Below are 18,006 nucleotides of genomic sequence, written 5' to 3' on the forward strand. Positions count from 1 at the left end.
TTATTTTGATTTTTTCTTAGTCAATTCCGCAAAAACGGTCTCCAATGAGTTTTTCTCCAGCACGACCTCAATCAGGCGCCACTTCTGAGCAACACTGGTTTCTACCACACGCTCAATCACGTCCTGCGCATCTGTAAAGCTGATGCGGTAGCGGATGCCGCCAAGCGATTCTACATCTACTACTCCCGGAATGGCCAATAGTTCGGCCACAGGAGGTGCAGCGACGAGTGATACGACAAGGGTGTTGGGAACAATGTGGTTGTCAAACTCATCCAGCGATCCGGAGAAGATCATACTTCCTTCGTTGATCATCCAGATGTGGTCGCACAGGGCCTGTACTTCCTGAAGAATATGCGTCGACAATACGACCGTACGTTCTTCAGCAATCTCCCTGATCAGACCACGAACCTCCAGGATCTGGTTTGGATCGAGCCCGTTTGTAGGCTCATCAAGTACGACAAAATCGGGTTTATGAATGATGGCCTGGGCAATTCCTACTCGCTGCTGGTAACCTCCGGAAAGGTTGCGGATCAGCCTGCGGCGGAAATGGCTGATGCCACATTTCACTAGTACCTCATCAACGGCAGCCTTTACTTTCGATGATTCCATCAGCCTGATGTTCGCTGCATGGATCAAAAACTCCTCTACGGTAAGGTCGTTCTGCAATGGTGGTTGCTGAGGGAGAAAGCCGATGTGGCGTTTGGCCTGCTCAGGATGTTCACCAAGGCTGATGCCTTTGATGAAGATCTCGCCATGTGTCTGTTTGATGACGCCACACATGATGTTCATGATGGTAGACTTACCTGCACCGTTTGGCCCTAAGAGTCCGTAAATACCGTTTTTTGTGAGTTCAAAATTGATGTCTTTTACCGCCCACTGTACGCTATATTGATGAGAGAGGCCCTTAACACTTACTATTGGTTCATTCATGGTTATTGTGGTTAACAAGATTGTAATCGCATAACATTAGCCTAAGGCCGGGATTTTCAGGTCCCGGCCTTTAGCTGTTTAGCTCATGCTTATCTTCTTTTATCTTGGATTTTGGATGATTTCTGGATTTAGAGTAATATACTTATCGGCAATTGGATAAGTATAACGGTTGCTACCAGGCTCAAGGGTATAGGTTTCACCTAGGAAAGTTCTGGTTACTGTTGGCACTAGTCCTGCATCTTTACTTAAACGACGTTGATCAAACCACCTGAAGCCTTTCCCGATGAATTCTCTTCTACGCTCATCAATCACTAACCGCAAAGCCTCGCTACCAGTAGCCGCAGCTACATCAGCATTATAATTGGTTGCATCGTAACGTTTTCTTCTTAGTGTATTCAGAATGTTGGTGGCAGCCGTTGAATTGTCAGCCCGGGCTTCACATTCCGCCTTAATTAACATCATCTCCGGCACATTCGGACCAACATATAGACCATCTGTTACAATCCTATGCTTGAAATATCCCACTCCAGTAGTAAAATTCGAACCTGCAAATGGTGGAGGCGTGAGGTAAATTTTGTAGCGCAGGTCATTCGTCTGATCATATAATGCGATAGCACTGGCACTAATTGGCATTGATGATTGAAAGTATGTTGCACGTTTGAAGAAAATCTCTTCCGGATTTTGAAATTTCAGTGGAAAAGGCGTAGTGCTAAGATTTTTATAGGTATTTAAATCCAACAAAGTGTTTTGAATAGATAACGTTAGATCTGCATATCTTTTTGCTTCTGAAAACTCTCTCGTATTCAAACACACGCGAGCCAAAATGGAATAGGCCGCGGCTTTCGATGGATTAGAAATAAAATCCGGGCGATCCGGCAAAGCAGGCAATGCGTCTGTCAGATCTTTTTTTATTTGACTATACACGGTTTGAACGGACGCTCTGGTCAAATCGGTTAAAAATTTCGGACTCAACACCAAAGGAACACCAAGGTCAGTTCCCGCTGTTGCAGCGTCATACTGTTTTGCATACATGTTCACTAAAACAAAATAGATAAATGCCCTATGCACTTTTGCTGCCGCCATCACACCCTCTTTCATAGATGTGGTGCCTTCCTTACTATCCATTACGCCGTCGATTACCGTGTTACAGATAAACATCTGTTTATAAAGATTCGACCAATCCATATCCTCATCTTCGGACCCATAAATTCGATCAGCCCAGATGTAGGAGTTTTTAATGATTATATTGTTCGTGTTTACAGTCTGCCAGCTCTGCTCGTCACTTCCAAAATCATCGCCTGAAAATATAGGGAAATTATAAGCCGCATCCATATTATTGGAGTTGTATAACAATTGCTGATATTGACTTGTAGTTTCCAATATCTTCATTTGCTGAGGGTCTACTTCAACATACTTTCGGCAGCTACCAAGAGTAAGTAAGATGATACTAATAAATAATGTCGATATAATTTTGTTCATGATCTTAAAAATTAGAGTGAAACCTTTAGGTTAAACAAATAGTTGCGCGTTGGTGGCAGGTTGGCAAATGTGCCGGTCATTTGATAGTCTGGGTCAATTCCCTCTTTATTCTTCACCCAGATCAGACCAAGATTACTAACTGTAGCACCGATATCCACCCTTTTTATAAATGGTATGTTTTTTAGTACGGTTCCAGGAAGGCTATAACTTAGCGAAATCTGCTGTAAACGTATGTTCCCTGCGTCCCTAACATTAATATCTGAATTCACATATCGTTGAATAGTATTGAAATTCATATTGCCTAATCCTGGCACATTTGTAAACGCTTCATCACCAGGATTTCTCCAGCGAGTTGCCAGGGCCTGAGTATTACTCAACAAACCACTAAAACCATTTGAACTAGGGTAAGAACTGCTATTGATATTCTGTAACAGGAACTTATGCCCCATGTTGAAGGAAGCCCGGGCATATAAACTTAAACCCTTATATCTAATTGTATTGCTAAAACCTCCGAAATAGGGAGCGGTGGTTCTTCCAGCGTATACTCTGTCTTCAGGTTTTATAGTTTGCGTGGATATTGAAGAAATTACAGTACCATCATTGGCGTAAATTTGCGATCGGCCGAGGTTATCTAAGCCAGCCCACCGGTAAACGAAGAGGTTGTCAACTGGGTAGCCAGAAGTAATCACAGGCATCCCAACAGTGGCTATTTTCGCAGGAAAACGCGTATCAGTAACTTCGTTAGTGTTGTAAGAAACGTTAAAATCCGCCGACCATTCCCAATCATTTTTCCTCAAAAGCACTCCATTCAATGCGAACTCGACACCATGACCTTTCATATCGCCAGCATTATAAGTCAAACTATTAAATCCATATGCAGAGTTAATAGGAAGAGACATTAATATATCAGTCGTTTTCTTCTTATAAACATCGAATGACGTATTTAATCTGTTGTCTAAAAATGATGCATCTAAGCCTGCATTTGTAGTCTTAGTTGTTTCCCAACCAATATCCTGGTTTGCCGGTGCTGAGATTGATGCATACGGAAGTTGAGAGTAGCTATCAGCAGGAAATATACTTATAGTTGTATAATTTGATGAGCTCGTAGGTGCATTACCACCTGTTCCTAATGTTGCACGGATACTAAGTGCATCAATCCAACTTACATCCTTCAGAAAGTCTTCAGCCGCTGCATTCCATTTTAAACCAGCAGACCATAGTGGCGTTGCGCGATCTCTCCTGTCAACACCTAATATATTAATATCATCAAAACGAACACTGGCTGTAGCAAAGTACTTGCCCTTATAAGCATACGATGCATTGCTATAGTAAGACAAGTTGCGCGTTACTCCTTTAAAAACTGTTCCATTAGCCGATGGAATTGACATTTGATTTCCAAAGATGGAGTAATACCGACCTGTATTTGTAGTGTTGACATTAACAGATGTAGATAAATCTTCATCGTATCCGTAAAGTAGCTGATTGCCTCCACTAACTTTCACCTGACGGATTTCTGAACCCGCGAGGAAATCAAACTGATGGATTCCATTCCAATCTTTTTTTACATTCAGCTGGGCACGAAGACCATATTCATCTGAATTCGTTCTGCCCGCATTATATACCGCTCCTTTTGGAATGCCGTAAGGAGGAGTAGCAGAAATTGCAGAAGTATTTAATGGATTGGTACCAGTATTGACCAAATTCCTTGTGTAATAACTATTTAAATTTTGAATTAGTGTCTGTTCTTCAGCACCTTTCTGGATCTGTCCAGACACTACAACATTTAACCAGTCAGTAATGGTTCCGGTAACCGAGGTATTTATTCGAAACAGATTTCTTGTTGCAATGGTATTGTTGTACTGCAGCTCATCAACAGCATTATATTTCCATGGTAACAATTTTTTTGCCTGAGTCAAACTGTCGGCCACAGCGGAAGTTACATGTACGCCACGATAAATCCTATTGCCATTTTCATCGACAAGCATGTCATACGGAGATAACCCGTAAGTACCAAGGCTCAGCGAGTTTAGAGCTGCGCTATTTACCTGGCTCTTCGAGTAAGTGTAATTCAAACCAGTCGCAACAGTAATTCTTTTGCTCAAAAAGTCATTTGTCAAATTGGAATTCACATTATAGACCTCGCCGTAGTTGCTCTTAAACACGGGAATGTCTTTCGTGTAGTTACCCGAGATGTAATAAGAGCTGTTTTCTGCACCGCCCGAAAATGACAGGTCATATTGCTGAGACACTGCACGCTGTAACATATAATCTCTCAGCTGGTCTCGATTGCTGCGATTTGCTAAGACGAGAAGTGCTGAATCTCTTTGCGATGTGTATATAGGATTACGTTTTGCTTTTAACATCCACTGCTGTGCTTCGCTAACAGGAGCAGACCTGTAACCATTGATAATGGGATCAGCTATAAATCCTCTGTCCACCAGCTCCTGTTCCAAATCAAGATAATCACGATTAGACATTGAGGTCATATTTTTAAAATTGGCAGGTGCAGAAGTACTTAATGTAGCGCCAAAATTAATAGTGTTAGTCCCCTTCTTACCTTTCTTCGTAGTGATGACAATAACACCATTAGCAGCTTTAGAACCCCATATTGCAGCAGCAGCAGCGTCTTTAAGAAAAGTAATACTCTCAATATCTGCAGGATTAAACGAACTTAATATAGCATTTCCTGAAGTACCTGGCTGTTTATCAAATCTTGGGCTGCCTTCGACTGTAGCCGAAGTAATATTTGTTAACTTCTGATTACTGGCTGGAAACCCATCAATAACAATCAGCGGCGTAGAATTAACTCCTGAATTGTAAGAATTTACCCCTCTAATTTTTATGGTATTGTTACGCAAATCAAATTGAACACCTGGAACCTTACCTTCAAGACGCTCCATGAGGTTAACATTTGGCGTCTGCTCAATATCTTTTGCTGTAATCACCGAATAAGATCCCGTGGTAGAACCTTTTTTCAAAGTCTGATAACCCGTAGATACAGTTACATCCTGCAAAGTCTGGCTTAATGGAATGAGCTTAATCTCCATCGTCGCATTAGCAGTAGCCGAGCGTTCTGCATAACCTACACTAGAAAAAATAAGACTTGCATTGTCAGGCAAACCTTTAAATTCGAAGTAACCATTGTCATTGGCCACTACAGAACGTGTCGTACCAGCAAGCCTTACTGTAACATTCGGAATTCGCTTGCCCGTTTCGGCATCGGTAACGGTACCACTCACATTGATCTCGCGCATGTAAGCAGCAATGCGGTCAATGAACGACTCGTCTTTCTTTTTCACGACAATCGTATTGTTAACGATCGTATATTCCAGCGACTCCGGTTTCAGTGCTTTGTCCAGCACATCTTTTAAGGGAACAGTATTAAAAAACGCGTCAAATTTAACGGCGTCATTTACTTTCCCCTCTTGCCAGAATACATTGTATCCTGTTTGTTTTCTGATTTCTGAAAACAATTCTTTCAAAGAAGCGTTTTTCTTCACAAAAGATACATTTTGAGCAAGGCCTGCAGCGCTGACCTGGATCAAAAAGGTGGTTAATATCAGTATGGTTAGCTTCATAGTACGGACTAACAGGTTATTTTTCCAGGCGGAATGCCTGGAGATGATTAGATCCCCAAATTTCATTACATTTGTTTGTTTAGTGGTTTAGTTGTTACGTGTGAATATGTCGCGTCTAAGCACTGATCTTCGCCGGGGATGTTCTCAGCATCTCCGGTTCATTGAATCACATGCTCCTGTTTTGTAAAGTTGTTACATAGCTGTGATCCTCCTTCCTTCCATCTTAAATTCAACGGAACCAGTAGATTCCAGTACCTGCAATAATTGTGATATATGATTAAACCGGGAAATGGTTCCCTTAAAGGTTTTCTTTTTTACTTCATCGTTTTCAAAAACGACATCCACATCGTACCAGCGGGAAACCTGCTTCATGATCCCTTCCAGATCCTGACCATCGAACATGAATAAACCATTCTTCCAGGCCATCGCCTGCTCTGTGTCCACATCCAATACTTTCAGTTGCGCACTGCCATTCAATTGCGCCTGTTGCCCAGGTTTCAGCAAAGCACCCTTAATTGCAGGATTTGTGAAAGATATAGATACCGATCCCTCCATCAACGTAGTTTTCTGGTTACTTTCATCAGGGTAAGCATTGATATTAAAATGCGTTCCCAGCACCTCTACCTCCTCGGCAGCTGTTTTGACCACGAAGGGTTTCATTTTGTTTTTGGCCACTTCAAAATAAGCCTCCCCACTCAAAACTACCCTGCGCTCGTTCTTGCTGAACTGTACCGGAAATTTCAATGAGCTGGATGTATTTAACCACACCTTGCTCCCATCCGGAAGGTTTACCTGATACTGGCCGCCACGAGGTGTCGCAATGGTATTCAGCAACATGGCCTGTGCAGGATTGACTGCATCAGCTCCTTTAACGGAATAAACCAGCTGACCATCCTTCGTTTTCGTTATGGCAATCCCACCCTGACTGGCAAGGTCGCCCTGGGCAGCATCATTCAAATTGATCACACTGCCGTCTGCCAAAGTCAGCGTGGCCTTATTCCCGCCGGGAGCAAGGTCATTCTTCACGAAACGATTCGGGTTTCCTGGCTGGTCTGCGATTTTATAAAAGTAGATGCCCGCAGATACTGCAACCAGCACCACCGCTGCAGCCGTCAGCCGACTCCATAAGCCGAATGTCTTTTTATGATGTTGGTTCTTTGTAAATGCCGGCGTACCGATGAGCTGCTGATAAAACCGCTCTTCCTGCTCCTGTGTATAAAGTGCGGAAGGGCTGGTATTTTTCCAGACCTCATCCATTGCAGTAAAGAGTTGCTCGTCGTTACCTGTTAAGTTGAAATGACGGATCAGCTCAGCATAGTCTTCCCTGCTGATGCTGCCATCTGCAAACTGCTGAATCAGAACCGTAATTCTTTGATTATATGTCATCCCCTAATATTCCCTTTACTCTGGGTTTATATAGACATTACACATCAAAATGAATTCAGGACTAGTCGAAATGAAATTATTTTTATTATTTTTTGAAAACAGCCATAGAAACCATCAGAAAACAGATCACATCCGATTGATTGAAATGAATTCTAAGCGTTTTAAGGGCAGCAACGAGGTGATTTTTTACAGTATTCCTGGAAATATTCAATTTCTCCGCAATTTCATCATAATTCAGACCATCAAACCTACTCATCCGGAAAATTTGCTGCTGTTGTGGAGGAAGATTTACCAGAGCAGCTTCCGTGAAACGCTGCAGATCCTCTTTTAAGATAGACTCTTCAGTATCGTTGCTCACTTTTTCCATATTCAGCCAAAGCTGGTCTATGGCCTTCTGGGAAGTTGCAATCTGGCGAAGCGCGTTCAATGCGAGCCTGCGTGTGATCGTGTATAAATAAGGCGCGATGGGGAAATCCGGATTGATCCTGTCCCTGTTCATCCAGACATTCATCAACGTATCATGCACCACCTCTTCGGCCTGTTCTTTATTTTTCAGCAAACGGAAGGAAAAGGTGTACAGCTTGCGGAAATTAAGGTCAAAGATCTTCCGAAAAGCAGACTCATCACCTGCCTTTAACGCAATTATGGTGTCTTGTTCAGTCCACCCAGTTGCCATCTTCCTTAATGAGTGAAATCAAATCATCCAGAGCACGGGCAGAGTTCACGTTTTTTTTCACTACTTCTTTTCCTCTATAGAGCGTAATTTTATCGGGACCGGTACCTACATAACCGTAATCTGCATCAGCCATCTCCCCAGGGCCGTTTACGATACAGCCCATGATGCCAATTTTGATCCCTTTCAAATGGTCAGTCCTTGAACGGATCAGCTGGGTAGTCTCCTGCAGGTCAAACAAAGTACGTCCGCAACTAGGGCAGGATATATATTCTGTTTTCGAAATCCTCGTACGCGTAGCCTGAAGAATACCAAAACTGGTCGAATTGACCAACCCCAGGCCAACTGTTTCGTCGGCAGTGATCCAGACACCATCCCCCATACCATCAGTTAGCAGGGCACCAAGGTCTGTTGCGGCATATAACATCAGGTCGTCCGCATTTACCGACGGATATGCTCTTTTAATGATGACCGGAATCTGAAGTTCCTGCCGCATCAGCTCCACAAAAAGCGCACGCTGTGCCGCCATTCCGTGTGCTTCCGACGTAGTCAGTACTAAAATCACTTTTTCACCAAGTACGCTAAAATCCAGTCCAGATGCCTCCTCAGCATTCAGCTGTACCAGATTCAGCTGTTCATCTTTTAACGCCACTCCTTGATATTCAGAAAAGCTTAGCAGCGGATGACAATTGTTTTTATCTTTCAGCCCAAGCCAGGTATCATAATTATAAACCTGCTTCAGGTTACCTGGAAATGAGAATGACGGCAGCGCATCACCAAGATAAACGAGGTCACAGGCCTGATCGGTCATGTTGTATTTATCCAGTCCCGCGCTGTACTGATACCCCACAGCATTCAGGAAAAAAGGATCTTTAAGATTTTCTTTTGATACATCAATCATCACCACGGGATGATGGTGCCCACCAATATGTTGTACAGGAACCGTGGTTCTTCTGTTATAGGCAAAAGGAGTATAAGGCAGCTCCTGAATGTTGAGTATCTCCCTTGCCGGCTGCTGATCCATCTGCATCGCGCGGGCTTCATAGCGTTGTGCCATTGCACGGGCAACAGGGGCCTCAAATTCCGGATCTTCAGTCAGCGAAACCCTGATAGTATCCCCAAGACCGTCCTCCAGCAGTGTGCCAATGCCGACTGCGGACTTAATCCGCCCATCTTCCCCATCACCGGCTTCAGTCACACCCAGATGTAGCGGATAATTCATTCCCTCTTTCACCATGGTTTCCACCAGCAGACGGTAAGCCTGCACCATGACCTGCGTATTGCTCGCTTTCATGGAAATCACCAGGTTATAGTAATTCAGGTCTTCACACATCCGGATGAACTCCATGGCCGATTCAACCATACCTCTTGGAGTGTCCCCATAGTGACTCATGATGCGGTCCGATAAAGAGCCGTGGTTTGTACCGATCCGCATGGCGGTACCATATTCCTTACAGATATTTACTAGTGGTGTAAACTTTTTATAGATGCGTTCCAGCTCTGCCTGGTAGGCCGACTGTGTATATTCGATGTTCTCAAACTTTTTCTTGTCGGCATAGTTACCCGGGTTCACACGTACCTTTTCTACAATCCGCGCCGCAGCTTCCGCAGCGTTAGGTGTAAAATGAATGTCCGCAACCAAAGGCACATTGTAGCCACGGTAACGGAGTTCCTTTTTGATGTTGGCCAGATTATCCGCCTCCTTCATGCTGGGTGCGGTGATGCGCACATACTCACAGCCAGATTCCACCATCCTGATGGTCTGTTCTACCGTTGCAATAGTGTTCATCGTATCTGTGGTGGTCATCGACTGAATCCTGATGGGGTTCAATCCTCCCATAGGCACGTCGCCGATGGTTACTTCCCGGGTTAAAAACCTCGAATACTTTGTTAAACTGTTGCAATACCCACCAATTAACGCTTTCTGAACAGATACTTCTTCCATGTCACCTACTAATATAAAGCAAAGATAAAGATTATGTTCATAACTCGAATGTAAAGTCTGAGTGATGCTTTATCATCTGCGTTTTAAGTCTGACCATCCTCTAAAATACAGATTAAGCGGATCAATCCGTTAGAGGAGCCTGTCTTTGATCACAAGTGTTCCGGCCAAAAGGTCATGAAAACACTGCTGTTTTCTATTTAAGAAGCTATACAGATATCCAAAACAAACTGGCAATGCAGAAACCACCTTGGCAAGGTTCCTGCCAAAGGCATGGTTCAGGCTGATGCGTTCCCCATGAAGGTCGCATACCCTGATATTCAGCAGGGCCTTTCCTGCCGTGGCCTGCTTCTCTGAGGCTTCGGCAACGCTGCCGTAGATCAGTTTAACTAAAGGCAACAAAGGCAGCCCCATAATGCCCGCAGTAATACGTGCTCCTTTTTCTGTGATGAAGAGGTAACTCAGTAAAATTAAAAAAACATAACCGATGGCAATAAAAAAGTAATCGATCACCATTGCCAGCAAGCGCTGATCAAAGGATGCGAAATACTGAGGTGCCGTCTTCTGGAAGCCAAAACCAAAAAGCTCACGCAGTTCCGGGAACTCGTGAGCTTCTTTATAATCGTCCATTCCCGGTTTCCTGACAAAGGTTTCGGGAAGGATGGTCATTCCTTTTAAAGCAGCCAAAGCAAAAGGGCCGGTCGGCTTACCTTGCTGAACTACCGTATAAATTGCATCAGTAGGATCTTCCATCTTTAATAACGGTGCACCTCAAAATTGCTCAGTCCACCGTCCAGCTTGATAAAAACCTTTTTAGTGGAGGAGGCATAATTTGGCGATTCATACAAACCTTCCTTCAACTTCGTAAATCCATTGAAATCTTTCGCGGATAGTCCCGTTTTGGTGGTGATTCTGCACCCAACACTTTCCGGCACATTCAACTTCACATCTGCCACACCGGTTTTTACGGTGACATCTGCAATAGGTAACAGGTCCCCGATTCTGATGTCCAGCGCTGCCGCACCACCATCAAAGTTAAAACTGCGCACTTTATATTCTGATAGGTCAAATTTCACCTCTCCGGCACCCATATTCATGTGGATTTCCCACTCCGGATTCTTGTTCATGAGGAAATCAACATCGTTCCCCCCCTCATTTACTGACCAGCTGGACTTCCCTTTCATCTTAAAAGTTAAGGTATTGACGCTGTCGACCGTTTCATTCACCAATGAATAGCCGGTACGGGAACGGTGTGTCGATGCAGTAAACAGACTATCGGTTTCCCCTTTCAGCTCAAAGGAAGTACCACCACCGGAGATGTTCAATACGGTACGTTTTGCCATCACATCTGGCAGAGGAGCCGAAAACCTGGATTCCTTACCGCGACTATGTTCATGATCATCATCAAAATCCATATCGATATTGGGTTCAAAACTCTTGTCCAACCACTTATTTTCATTATGCCTTGGCTGTATGCCTCTGTAGAAAAGAACTCCCAATGCAATGATGAGTACGCCAAGAGAAATGGCACCACCCATCTGCGATTTGTTTTTATTGAAAAGTATATTCAAACCGGCAATAATCAGGAATATCGGCCAGAAGCGCCAAACACTGCTCCAGTAAAAATCAATAATGTTAAAATTCTCCAGGAGCAACACGCCGCCGATAAACAGCAGGATGATTCCCCACATTATTCTATCCGTTTTCATATCTGTCTATGTTAATTTGAATAATTTCTTTTTGTGAATACTTAAAGACCTTAGTCCTCTTTCTTTTTAAAACGGTCGTCGATTGACGTTCCGGCTTCGGGGTTTACCGTTCCCGTTCCTTCTGCAGGTGTTTCCCGCACAGTGCTTGCAGGCATTTCATGCGTATCACCCGTCGGTGTTTCCTGGACGGTGCTCACCGGTGTGTCCTGCACAGTGCTTGCTGGGGCTTCAGTAACAATTGGCTCTACTGAGGCAGCCACCTGTTCTTCCTGCTGGCTCTTCCACTCTTCCCAGGCGTTTTTGCGTTTTGATTTCATGATGAAGCTGATACCAATAGCCACAAAGATCAGTGGCCACAACTTATCAATGCCAAGCCAGAATGGTATGATATTGAACTCCTTCATCAGGAAAAAAATCCCAATCACGAGTAAGAATAATCCACCCACAGTCCTGCCAGTTTCGCTATTACGTTTCTGATAAGGTTTAAAGTCCTTCTTAGTTTCGAACGCAAAAGGATCATTATTGATGGTCGATGATGTCCATCCCTTGTTGGGATCCTGTGTTTCTGCTTTTTTAGGCTCTGGTTGTGGGTAAGCTTGTTGGTGCGGCTGTGTAAAAGCATTTGGCGAATTGTAAACACCACCATGTGGTCCTTTGAAAAACTCATTGAACCTTGAAAATTTTGCTGCCGGATCGTTATTCACCGGTACAACAATCCACATAATGGCATACACCAATATACCTGTGCCTACCAGAAATATCGTCGACAATACAAATAGCAACCTCACAATAGTTACATCCACCTCAATATATTCTGCAATGCCAGATGAAACACCTGCAATTACCTTCTCGTGTTCATTTCTAAATAATCTCTTTTCCATGACGCTATCCTCCTTTTCTTTTTTTTAAAACTGTAATGGTTTCATCAGTATCTCATCAACATTCGCACCATTGCTTAAGTTTAAAATGGCGTTAATCATATCCGCAACGTCCCCGGCTTGTACAAAACGATCGGGTGGAATTTCTGTCCCTGCCCATGACGATGTTAAGGTCGGCCCCGGCAAAACAGCGGTTACTTTTATGTTGTGTCTGGATAACTCCCTCCTCCATACATCATTAAGACTGAGCAATGCTGATTTAGTTACACCATAACTCCCTGCATTTTCAGGAATTACCCGGCTCGCTACGGAACAAATGGTAAAAATATGCCCTGAGCTCTGTTCAATCATCATTTTGCCAAAAAATTTCGTCATGTAATAGGGTGCAAGCAAGTTCAATTGAAGCTGTGATTCAAGCGCATCGTCGGCCTCTTTGAAGATCGCTGAGGGTAAGAACAGACCCGCATTGTTGACCAGCACATCGATACTACCAAAAGTTTCCTTTACTGCATTACAAAAAGCATACACCTCATCTTTAAGGCTGCAATCGGCCTTAAAAGTAAAGACACTGTTGCCCGATTTACGGAGTTCAGCGGCCAGGAGCTCAAGGTCCGCGGCTGTTCTTGCACACACGGCGACATCATACCCCTGCTGGACCAATTTGATGGCAATGGCCCGTCCGATCCCTTTTGTCGCTCCTGTGATTACAGCTTTCATACAATTAAGTTTTGGTCGCAATATTATAAAAAACATCACACAAAACTTCGGTCTTAAAACAGCAAAAAAGCATTTATAAGAAATAATTATTTGATAAATTAAGAATGTCACAACAATTTTTGTTGTTTCTTTGTAGTAATATTGCATTATTGCCACAGCTAATCTTTCAACAATGAATTTCACCAATTTTGGCAGGTACATCCTTTTGCTTAAGGCCGTATTTCGAAAGCCGGAAAAAGCAAGTATATACATGAAGGCCATTTTTAAGCAGATGGACTTTATCGGTGTCGGATCACTTGGCTTAATTGCAATCATCTCTACCTTCATTGGTGCAGTAATGACCTTACAGATCGCCTTTCAGCTGGTGAGTGATTTTATTCCTAAAACCATCATCGGTTCTGTTAACCGCGACTCGAGTATCCTGGAACTAAGTCCCACCATCAGCGCCATTGTACTGGCAGGAAAAATCGGGTCAGCAATTTCCTCAGAGATTGGTACCATGCGCGTCAGCGAGCAGATCGATGCCCTGGAAATCATGGGCATCAACTCCCCCGGCTATCTCATCCTCCCTAAAATCATTGCAGGAATCACCATGGTACCGCTTCTGGTGATCATGTCGATGTTCTTGAGCATCACCGGTGGATATATTGGCGGAACTTTATCCGGCGCAGTTTCTGCTGCTGAATATGTACAGGGGATTACGACAGACTTCAACCCATACACCATTGTAGTTGCCTTGGTTAAAGCTTTTGTTTTTGGTTTTATCATCACTTCAGTACCTGCATACGAGGGATTTTATGTAAAGGGTGGTGCGCTGGAAGTTGCTCAGGCAAGCACCAGGGCAGTAGTTGTAAGCTGCATTACCATTTTGGCCTGTGACTACATCGTAACTCAGTTATTACTATGATCGAAATCAAAGACATCAACAAATCATTCGGAAGCAATCAGGTACTAAAGGGCATTTCAGGCAAGTTTGAGGCTGGCGTGACCAACCTGATCATCGGTGGGTCCGGCTCTGGAAAAACAACATTGCTGAAATGCATGATTGGCCTTCACCATCCGGAACAGGGTAGCGTAGAATATGACGGCCGTGAGTTCACGACCATGAGCTTTGAAGAAAAAATTGAGATCAGGAAAGAGATCGGAATGCTTTTCCAGGGATCCGCACTCTTCGACTCCATGACGGTTGAGGAAAACATCATGTTTCCTTTGAATATGTTTACAGAGCAATCCCGCAGTGAGAAACTGGACAGGGTCAATTTCTGTTTGGAGCGTGTGAACCTGGAAGGAAAAAACAAACTTTTCCCTGCGGAGTTGTCCGGGGGGATGAAAAAACGTGTGGGCATTGCCCGCGCCATCGCCATGAATCCAAAATACCTCTTTGTCGATGAGCCCAACTCTGGCCTCGATCCGAAAACGTCAATCGTTATTGATGAACTGATCAAAGAGCTTACTGAAGAATACAATACCACCACGATTGTCGTTACCCACGATATGAACTCTGTAATGGGTATTGGTGATTACATCCTGTTTCTCCACGAAGGAAAAAAATTCTGGGAAGGTTCCAACAAGGAAATTGCCCACACTGATATCCAAGAACTAAATGATTTTGTTTTTGCCAGCCGGTTTATGAAGGCGGCAAAAGGAAAATTTTAATATCTTCATTTTATGATAAGCCTGTTAACACCCACACATTGGAAAGATTATGAGTTAATTGATTGTGGTGATTTTGAAAAATTAGAACGCTTTGGCAACCTTATCCTCGCAAGACCTGAGCCTCAGGCGGTATGGAAAAAGATGCGCTCCGAACAGGAATGGAAAAAAGCAACCCATATCAGATTTAAAGGACGTTCTGCCACGACAGGAGAATGGATTAAATCTGCCAATCAAATTCCTGACCGCTGGAATGTCAACTATCAAAATGACGATGTGAGCATCAACCTTCGCCTCGGACTCACCTCCTTTAAACATGTTGGGGTTTTTCCTGAGCAGGCAGTGAACTGGGACTATATCTCTTCTTCCGTCAAAAAGTTTAAATCGCCTTCGCCGAAGGTACTTAATCTTTTCGCCTACACAGGCGCAGCCTCGCTGATCGCAAAAGCGGCAGGTGCAGACACCACACACGTCGACTCCATCAAACAAGTAGTCAACTGGGCAAATGAGAACCAGGAACTTTCCAACCTGAAAGATGTGCGATGGGTAGTGGAAGATGCGCTGAAGTTTGTGAAAAGAGAACTGAAAAGAGGCAAAAAATACAATGGGATTATCCTTGACCCACCTGCCTTCGGACATGGTCCGAATGGTGAAAAGTGGAAACTCGAAGACCACATTCAGGAAATGATGATGGACGTGGTACAGCTGCTGGACGAAGAAGAACACTTCCTGATCCTCAACACCTACTCTCTTGGTTTCTCCTCAGTGATTGTAGAAAACCTGATCAAAACCTCTTTCCCGCAAGTGACCAACCTGGAAACAGGAGAACTTTTCCTTCAGGCAACATCCGGGGTAAAACTACCGCTTGGCGTTTTTGGTAAATTCAACAAGTTTAAATAAAACCTTAAAAAAGTAAGGCGTCGGGGCCTAATCCGACGCCTCAAACACACCTAAACCCCAGTAACACCATACTGGCTATAGATTCTTTAAAGAGGACCTTCCGGCATCCACCGGAAGTGTCCCTCAACCTAAACTAACCAAATTTAGTTTTTGAACAAGGTCATCATTCCAAGGATAATTGTATTGGACATATTATTTAGAATGATTTAAAATAACAATACAAGTATAAGAACTTATTTAGAACAATTCCAAACTATTCTGAAAAGAATTTCTAAGATGCCACATAATGTCCTTTTTTATTCGTTTTAAGAACCTTATACTTGTAGGAATTTAAATTATATAAAAAACACTACCACCAAATGAAAATACCTCAATTAGCGGGCACAGTTTTAATAGGCATTGCATCCTTGTGCACAGTTTTCAGCTGTACTTCAGATGCGCAAAAGAAAAGTGGAACAACAAAGGCTGTAAATGCTGCCGGAGATTCTGTTGTTGTGGAAGAACCTGCTGCGGGAACAACACGCGAGCCCGTTGATACCGCGAAATACGACGCGTTACTGAAAAAACTAGCCAATGGAGACACCACAGGCAGGTGGCCAGTAAAAAAACAACCCTATCCGCTTGCAGGAGCCATCCTCCCTTTCAAGAGAATTGTCGTTTACTACGGAAACCTGCACTCAAAGAAAATGGGTGCACTTGGTGAATATCCTCCTGCAGAAATGTGGAGAAGACTAAATGTTGAGGTCAAAAAATGGGAGAAAGTAGATCCTTTTACTCCGGTACAACCAGGCGTGCATTACATCGCCGCAGTAGCTAGCGGAACGCCAGGATCCGATGGTAAATACATCAACCGCATGGGTGATAAACAGATTGACTCTGTTCTTAAAATTGCCAAAATGCACAATGCTATTGTATTCCTTGATATACAGGTAGGACTAAGCACCATCAGGGCTGAGTTGCCAAGACTGGAAAAATACCTGCAACTGCCACATGTGCATTTAGGTATCGACCCTGAATTCTCTATGAAAGACGGTTCGAAACCAGGTAAAAGAATTGGAACATATGATGCCGCAGATATCAACTATTGCTCAGAGTACCTTGCCAACCTGGTAAAAAAATACAACCTGCCTCCAAAAGTATTTACAATACACAGGTTTACCAGAAAGATGGTGACCAACTATCAGAATATCAAACTGCGTCCGGAAGTACAAATTGTGATGCATATGGATGGATGGGGTGAGCCTGACCTGAAAATCGGAACTTACCGCCACTTCCTATTCCCGGAACCAGTGCAGTTCACAGGATTTAAATTGTTTTATAAAAATGATTTGAAAAAAGCACCAAACAGGTTAATGACACCTGAGGAACTGATGAAATTAAAACCTATTCCGAGCTACATTCAATATCAATAAACAATGCTTTAAAGCAGCTGTAAGAAAGTATCCGGAGTTGGATCTCCGGATGCTTTTTTTATTTTCCGGCAAGTTAATCCCTGGCTGATCTATACACCGTAGGTACACCCGCCGTAATGAAGGCACTATGAATTTAAATCATCTCCATCCTGAGTCCACCTTTTACCGTAAAATCTGATATAGACTTGATCAGTAAATAAAAAGTTTCGTGTTTGAGGACAATGACCTACAAAAGCGATAAGGAACCTATCAAAAACTAAATGTTGCCCGATTTTTAGGATTGTCGAGTTTTGTGCTTTTACGTTTACCATTTACAATCACGTGCACCATATTTGACTGCGACTCATGCTGCTCAAACAGGATGTTGTTCTGAACAGTAAGCTGATTGATCTGGCCTGCACTTTCTGTTTCGAAATAACACCATGCAGCATCTTCTTCAATCTCGTAACCAATATATTTTAAGCTCAATAGCTTCTGACTTGTCTTGATTTTCAAATGCGCATTCACATAATCGGCAATAAAACCATCCAACACCTTCCGATCTTCTGGCTTCAGGATATTGACCTTTGTCTTATATTTTTTATTTAAAGCAAGTTCAAAATCATCAAAAAACACGCGCACACTCACCTGCATGGTCTTACTCTTCACATCCTGTTTAATCTCGGTCACACTTACATAGAAGGGATGAAACAGATTAAGGAAGGCAACAAGAAGGACGTGTAACATTTCGTTTCGATGTAATGGATTCC

The 18,006-nt window shown here is 43.3% G+C and carries 15 protein-coding genes; 4 read left to right on the top strand and 11 right to left on the bottom strand.

The window, feature by feature from the left end:
- The 10 genes from PBAL39_RS14100 to PBAL39_RS14145 all read right to left on the bottom strand — a co-directional run bounded on the left by PBAL39_RS14100 (position 1) and on the right by PBAL39_RS14145 (position 13,292).
- Positions 1 to 930, bottom strand: a complete 930-nt coding sequence (locus PBAL39_RS14100) for an ABC transporter ATP-binding protein (protein ID WP_008242572.1) — start codon at positions 928 to 930, stop codon at positions 1 to 3.
- A gap of 99 nt (positions 931 to 1,029) precedes the next feature.
- On the bottom strand, positions 1,030 to 2,409 hold the full coding sequence (locus tag PBAL39_RS14105) for a RagB/SusD family nutrient uptake outer membrane protein (RefSeq protein WP_039866653.1): 1,380 nt from the start codon (positions 2,407 to 2,409) through the stop codon (positions 1,030 to 1,032).
- 11 nt (positions 2,410 to 2,420) lie between these two features.
- A complete protein-coding gene (locus PBAL39_RS14110) occupies positions 2,421 to 5,987 on the bottom strand; it encodes a SusC/RagA family TonB-linked outer membrane protein (protein ID WP_232282961.1) in 3,567 nt (1,188 codons plus the stop codon).
- A 192-nt stretch (positions 5,988 to 6,179) separates the two neighbouring features.
- Entirely contained in the window at positions 6,180 to 7,373 is a 1,194-nt protein-coding gene (locus PBAL39_RS14115) for a FecR family protein (RefSeq protein ID WP_008242578.1), read from the bottom strand.
- A gap of 85 nt (positions 7,374 to 7,458) precedes the next feature.
- A complete protein-coding gene (locus PBAL39_RS14120; RefSeq protein WP_008242580.1) occupies positions 7,459 to 8,049 on the bottom strand; it encodes an RNA polymerase sigma factor in 591 nt (196 codons plus the stop codon).
- Entirely contained in the window at positions 8,030 to 9,991 is a 1,962-nt protein-coding gene (gene ispG / locus PBAL39_RS14125; RefSeq protein ID WP_039866655.1) for a (E)-4-hydroxy-3-methylbut-2-enyl-diphosphate synthase, read from the bottom strand. Before ispG ends, PBAL39_RS14120 begins: the two co-directional genes overlap by 20 nt.
- Positions 9,992 to 10,120: 129 nt before the next feature.
- The gene (locus tag PBAL39_RS14130) at positions 10,121 to 10,741 is read right to left on the bottom strand and encodes an RDD family protein (RefSeq protein ID WP_008242584.1); all 621 of its coding nucleotides are present in this window, start codon (positions 10,739 to 10,741) and stop codon (positions 10,121 to 10,123) included.
- A gap of 2 nt (positions 10,742 to 10,743) precedes the next feature.
- Positions 10,744 to 11,697 carry a LiaI-LiaF-like domain-containing protein gene (locus PBAL39_RS14135; RefSeq protein ID WP_039866657.1) on the bottom strand — a complete coding sequence of 318 codons (954 nt, stop codon included), beginning with the start codon at positions 11,695 to 11,697 and terminating at the stop codon, positions 10,744 to 10,746.
- A 50-nt stretch (positions 11,698 to 11,747) separates the two neighbouring features.
- Positions 11,748 to 12,578, bottom strand: a complete 831-nt coding sequence (locus tag PBAL39_RS24730; protein ID WP_008242589.1) for a PspC domain-containing protein — start codon at positions 12,576 to 12,578, stop codon at positions 11,748 to 11,750.
- Between the two features lie 24 nt (positions 12,579 to 12,602).
- The gene (locus tag PBAL39_RS14145; RefSeq protein ID WP_008242596.1) at positions 12,603 to 13,292 is read right to left on the bottom strand and encodes an SDR family oxidoreductase; all 690 of its coding nucleotides are present in this window, start codon (positions 13,290 to 13,292) and stop codon (positions 12,603 to 12,605) included.
- Between the two features lie 172 nt (positions 13,293 to 13,464).
- On the opposite strand from PBAL39_RS14145, the gene PBAL39_RS14150 reads away from it, so the two are divergent.
- The 4 genes from PBAL39_RS14150 (at position 13,465) to PBAL39_RS14165 (ending at position 17,257) form a co-directional block, all read left to right on the top strand.
- Positions 13,465 to 14,199, top strand: coding sequence for an ABC transporter permease (locus PBAL39_RS14150; protein WP_008242597.1), 735 nt, complete (start codon positions 13,465 to 13,467; stop codon positions 14,197 to 14,199).
- The gene (locus PBAL39_RS14155; RefSeq protein WP_008242599.1) at positions 14,196 to 14,948 is read left to right on the top strand and encodes an ABC transporter ATP-binding protein; all 753 of its coding nucleotides are present in this window, start codon (positions 14,196 to 14,198) and stop codon (positions 14,946 to 14,948) included. Before PBAL39_RS14150 ends, PBAL39_RS14155 begins: the two co-directional genes overlap by 4 nt.
- Positions 14,949 to 14,960: 12 nt before the next feature.
- The gene (locus tag PBAL39_RS14160; RefSeq protein WP_008242600.1) at positions 14,961 to 15,845 is read left to right on the top strand and encodes a class I SAM-dependent methyltransferase; all 885 of its coding nucleotides are present in this window, start codon (positions 14,961 to 14,963) and stop codon (positions 15,843 to 15,845) included.
- 359 nt (positions 15,846 to 16,204) lie between these two features.
- Positions 16,205 to 17,257 (top strand): hypothetical protein, encoded by a 1,053-nt coding sequence (locus PBAL39_RS14165; protein WP_039866659.1) that lies wholly within the window; start codon positions 16,205 to 16,207, stop codon positions 17,255 to 17,257.
- Between the two features lie 249 nt (positions 17,258 to 17,506).
- Here the strand turns inward: PBAL39_RS14165 and PBAL39_RS14170 are convergent, their stop codons facing one another.
- Positions 17,507 to 17,983 (bottom strand): DUF6702 family protein, encoded by a 477-nt coding sequence (locus tag PBAL39_RS14170; protein ID WP_008242609.1) that lies wholly within the window; start codon positions 17,981 to 17,983, stop codon positions 17,507 to 17,509.
- Positions 17,984 to 18,006 lie beyond the last annotated feature (23 nt).

The sequence above is a fragment of the Pedobacter sp. BAL39 genome (assembly GCF_000170795.1).
Classification (GTDB): domain Bacteria; phylum Bacteroidota; class Bacteroidia; order Sphingobacteriales; family Sphingobacteriaceae; genus Pedobacter.

Bases quoted from the DNA above. Each gene is read 5' to 3' on its own strand.
- PBAL39_RS14110 (WP_232282961.1), bottom strand. From the start codon at position 5,987: ATGAAGCTAACCATACTGATATTAACCACCTTTTTGATCCAGGTCAGC.
- PBAL39_RS14135 (WP_039866657.1), bottom strand. From the start codon at position 11,697: ATGAAAACGGATAGAATAATGTGGGGAATCATCCTGCTGTTTATCGGC.
- PBAL39_RS14105 (WP_039866653.1), bottom strand. From the start codon at position 2,409: ATGAACAAAATTATATCGACATTATTTATTAGTATCATCTTACTTACT.
- PBAL39_RS14170 (WP_008242609.1), bottom strand. From the start codon at position 17,983: ATGTTACACGTCCTTCTTGTTGCCTTCCTTAATCTGTTTCATCCCTTC.
- PBAL39_RS14155 (WP_008242599.1), top strand. From the start codon at position 14,196: ATGATCGAAATCAAAGACATCAACAAATCATTCGGAAGCAATCAGGTA.
- PBAL39_RS14115 (WP_008242578.1), bottom strand. From the start codon at position 7,373: ATGACATATAATCAAAGAATTACGGTTCTGATTCAGCAGTTTGCAGAT.
- PBAL39_RS14160 (WP_008242600.1), top strand. From the start codon at position 14,961: ATGATAAGCCTGTTAACACCCACACATTGGAAAGATTATGAGTTAATT.
- PBAL39_RS14145 (WP_008242596.1), bottom strand. From the start codon at position 13,292: ATGAAAGCTGTAATCACAGGAGCGACAAAAGGGATCGGACGGGCCATT.
- PBAL39_RS24730 (WP_008242589.1), bottom strand. From the start codon at position 12,578: ATGGAAAAGAGATTATTTAGAAATGAACACGAGAAGGTAATTGCAGGT.
- PBAL39_RS14150 (WP_008242597.1), top strand. From the start codon at position 13,465: ATGAATTTCACCAATTTTGGCAGGTACATCCTTTTGCTTAAGGCCGTA.
- PBAL39_RS14130 (WP_008242584.1), bottom strand. From the start codon at position 10,741: ATGGAAGATCCTACTGATGCAATTTATACGGTAGTTCAGCAAGGTAAG.
- PBAL39_RS14165 (WP_039866659.1), top strand. From the start codon at position 16,205: ATGAAAATACCTCAATTAGCGGGCACAGTTTTAATAGGCATTGCATCC.
- PBAL39_RS14120 (WP_008242580.1), bottom strand. From the start codon at position 8,049: ATGGCAACTGGGTGGACTGAACAAGACACCATAATTGCGTTAAAGGCA.
- PBAL39_RS14100 (WP_008242572.1), bottom strand. From the start codon at position 930: ATGAATGAACCAATAGTAAGTGTTAAGGGCCTCTCTCATCAATATAGC.
- ispG (WP_039866655.1), bottom strand. From the start codon at position 9,991: ATGGAAGAAGTATCTGTTCAGAAAGCGTTAATTGGTGGGTATTGCAAC.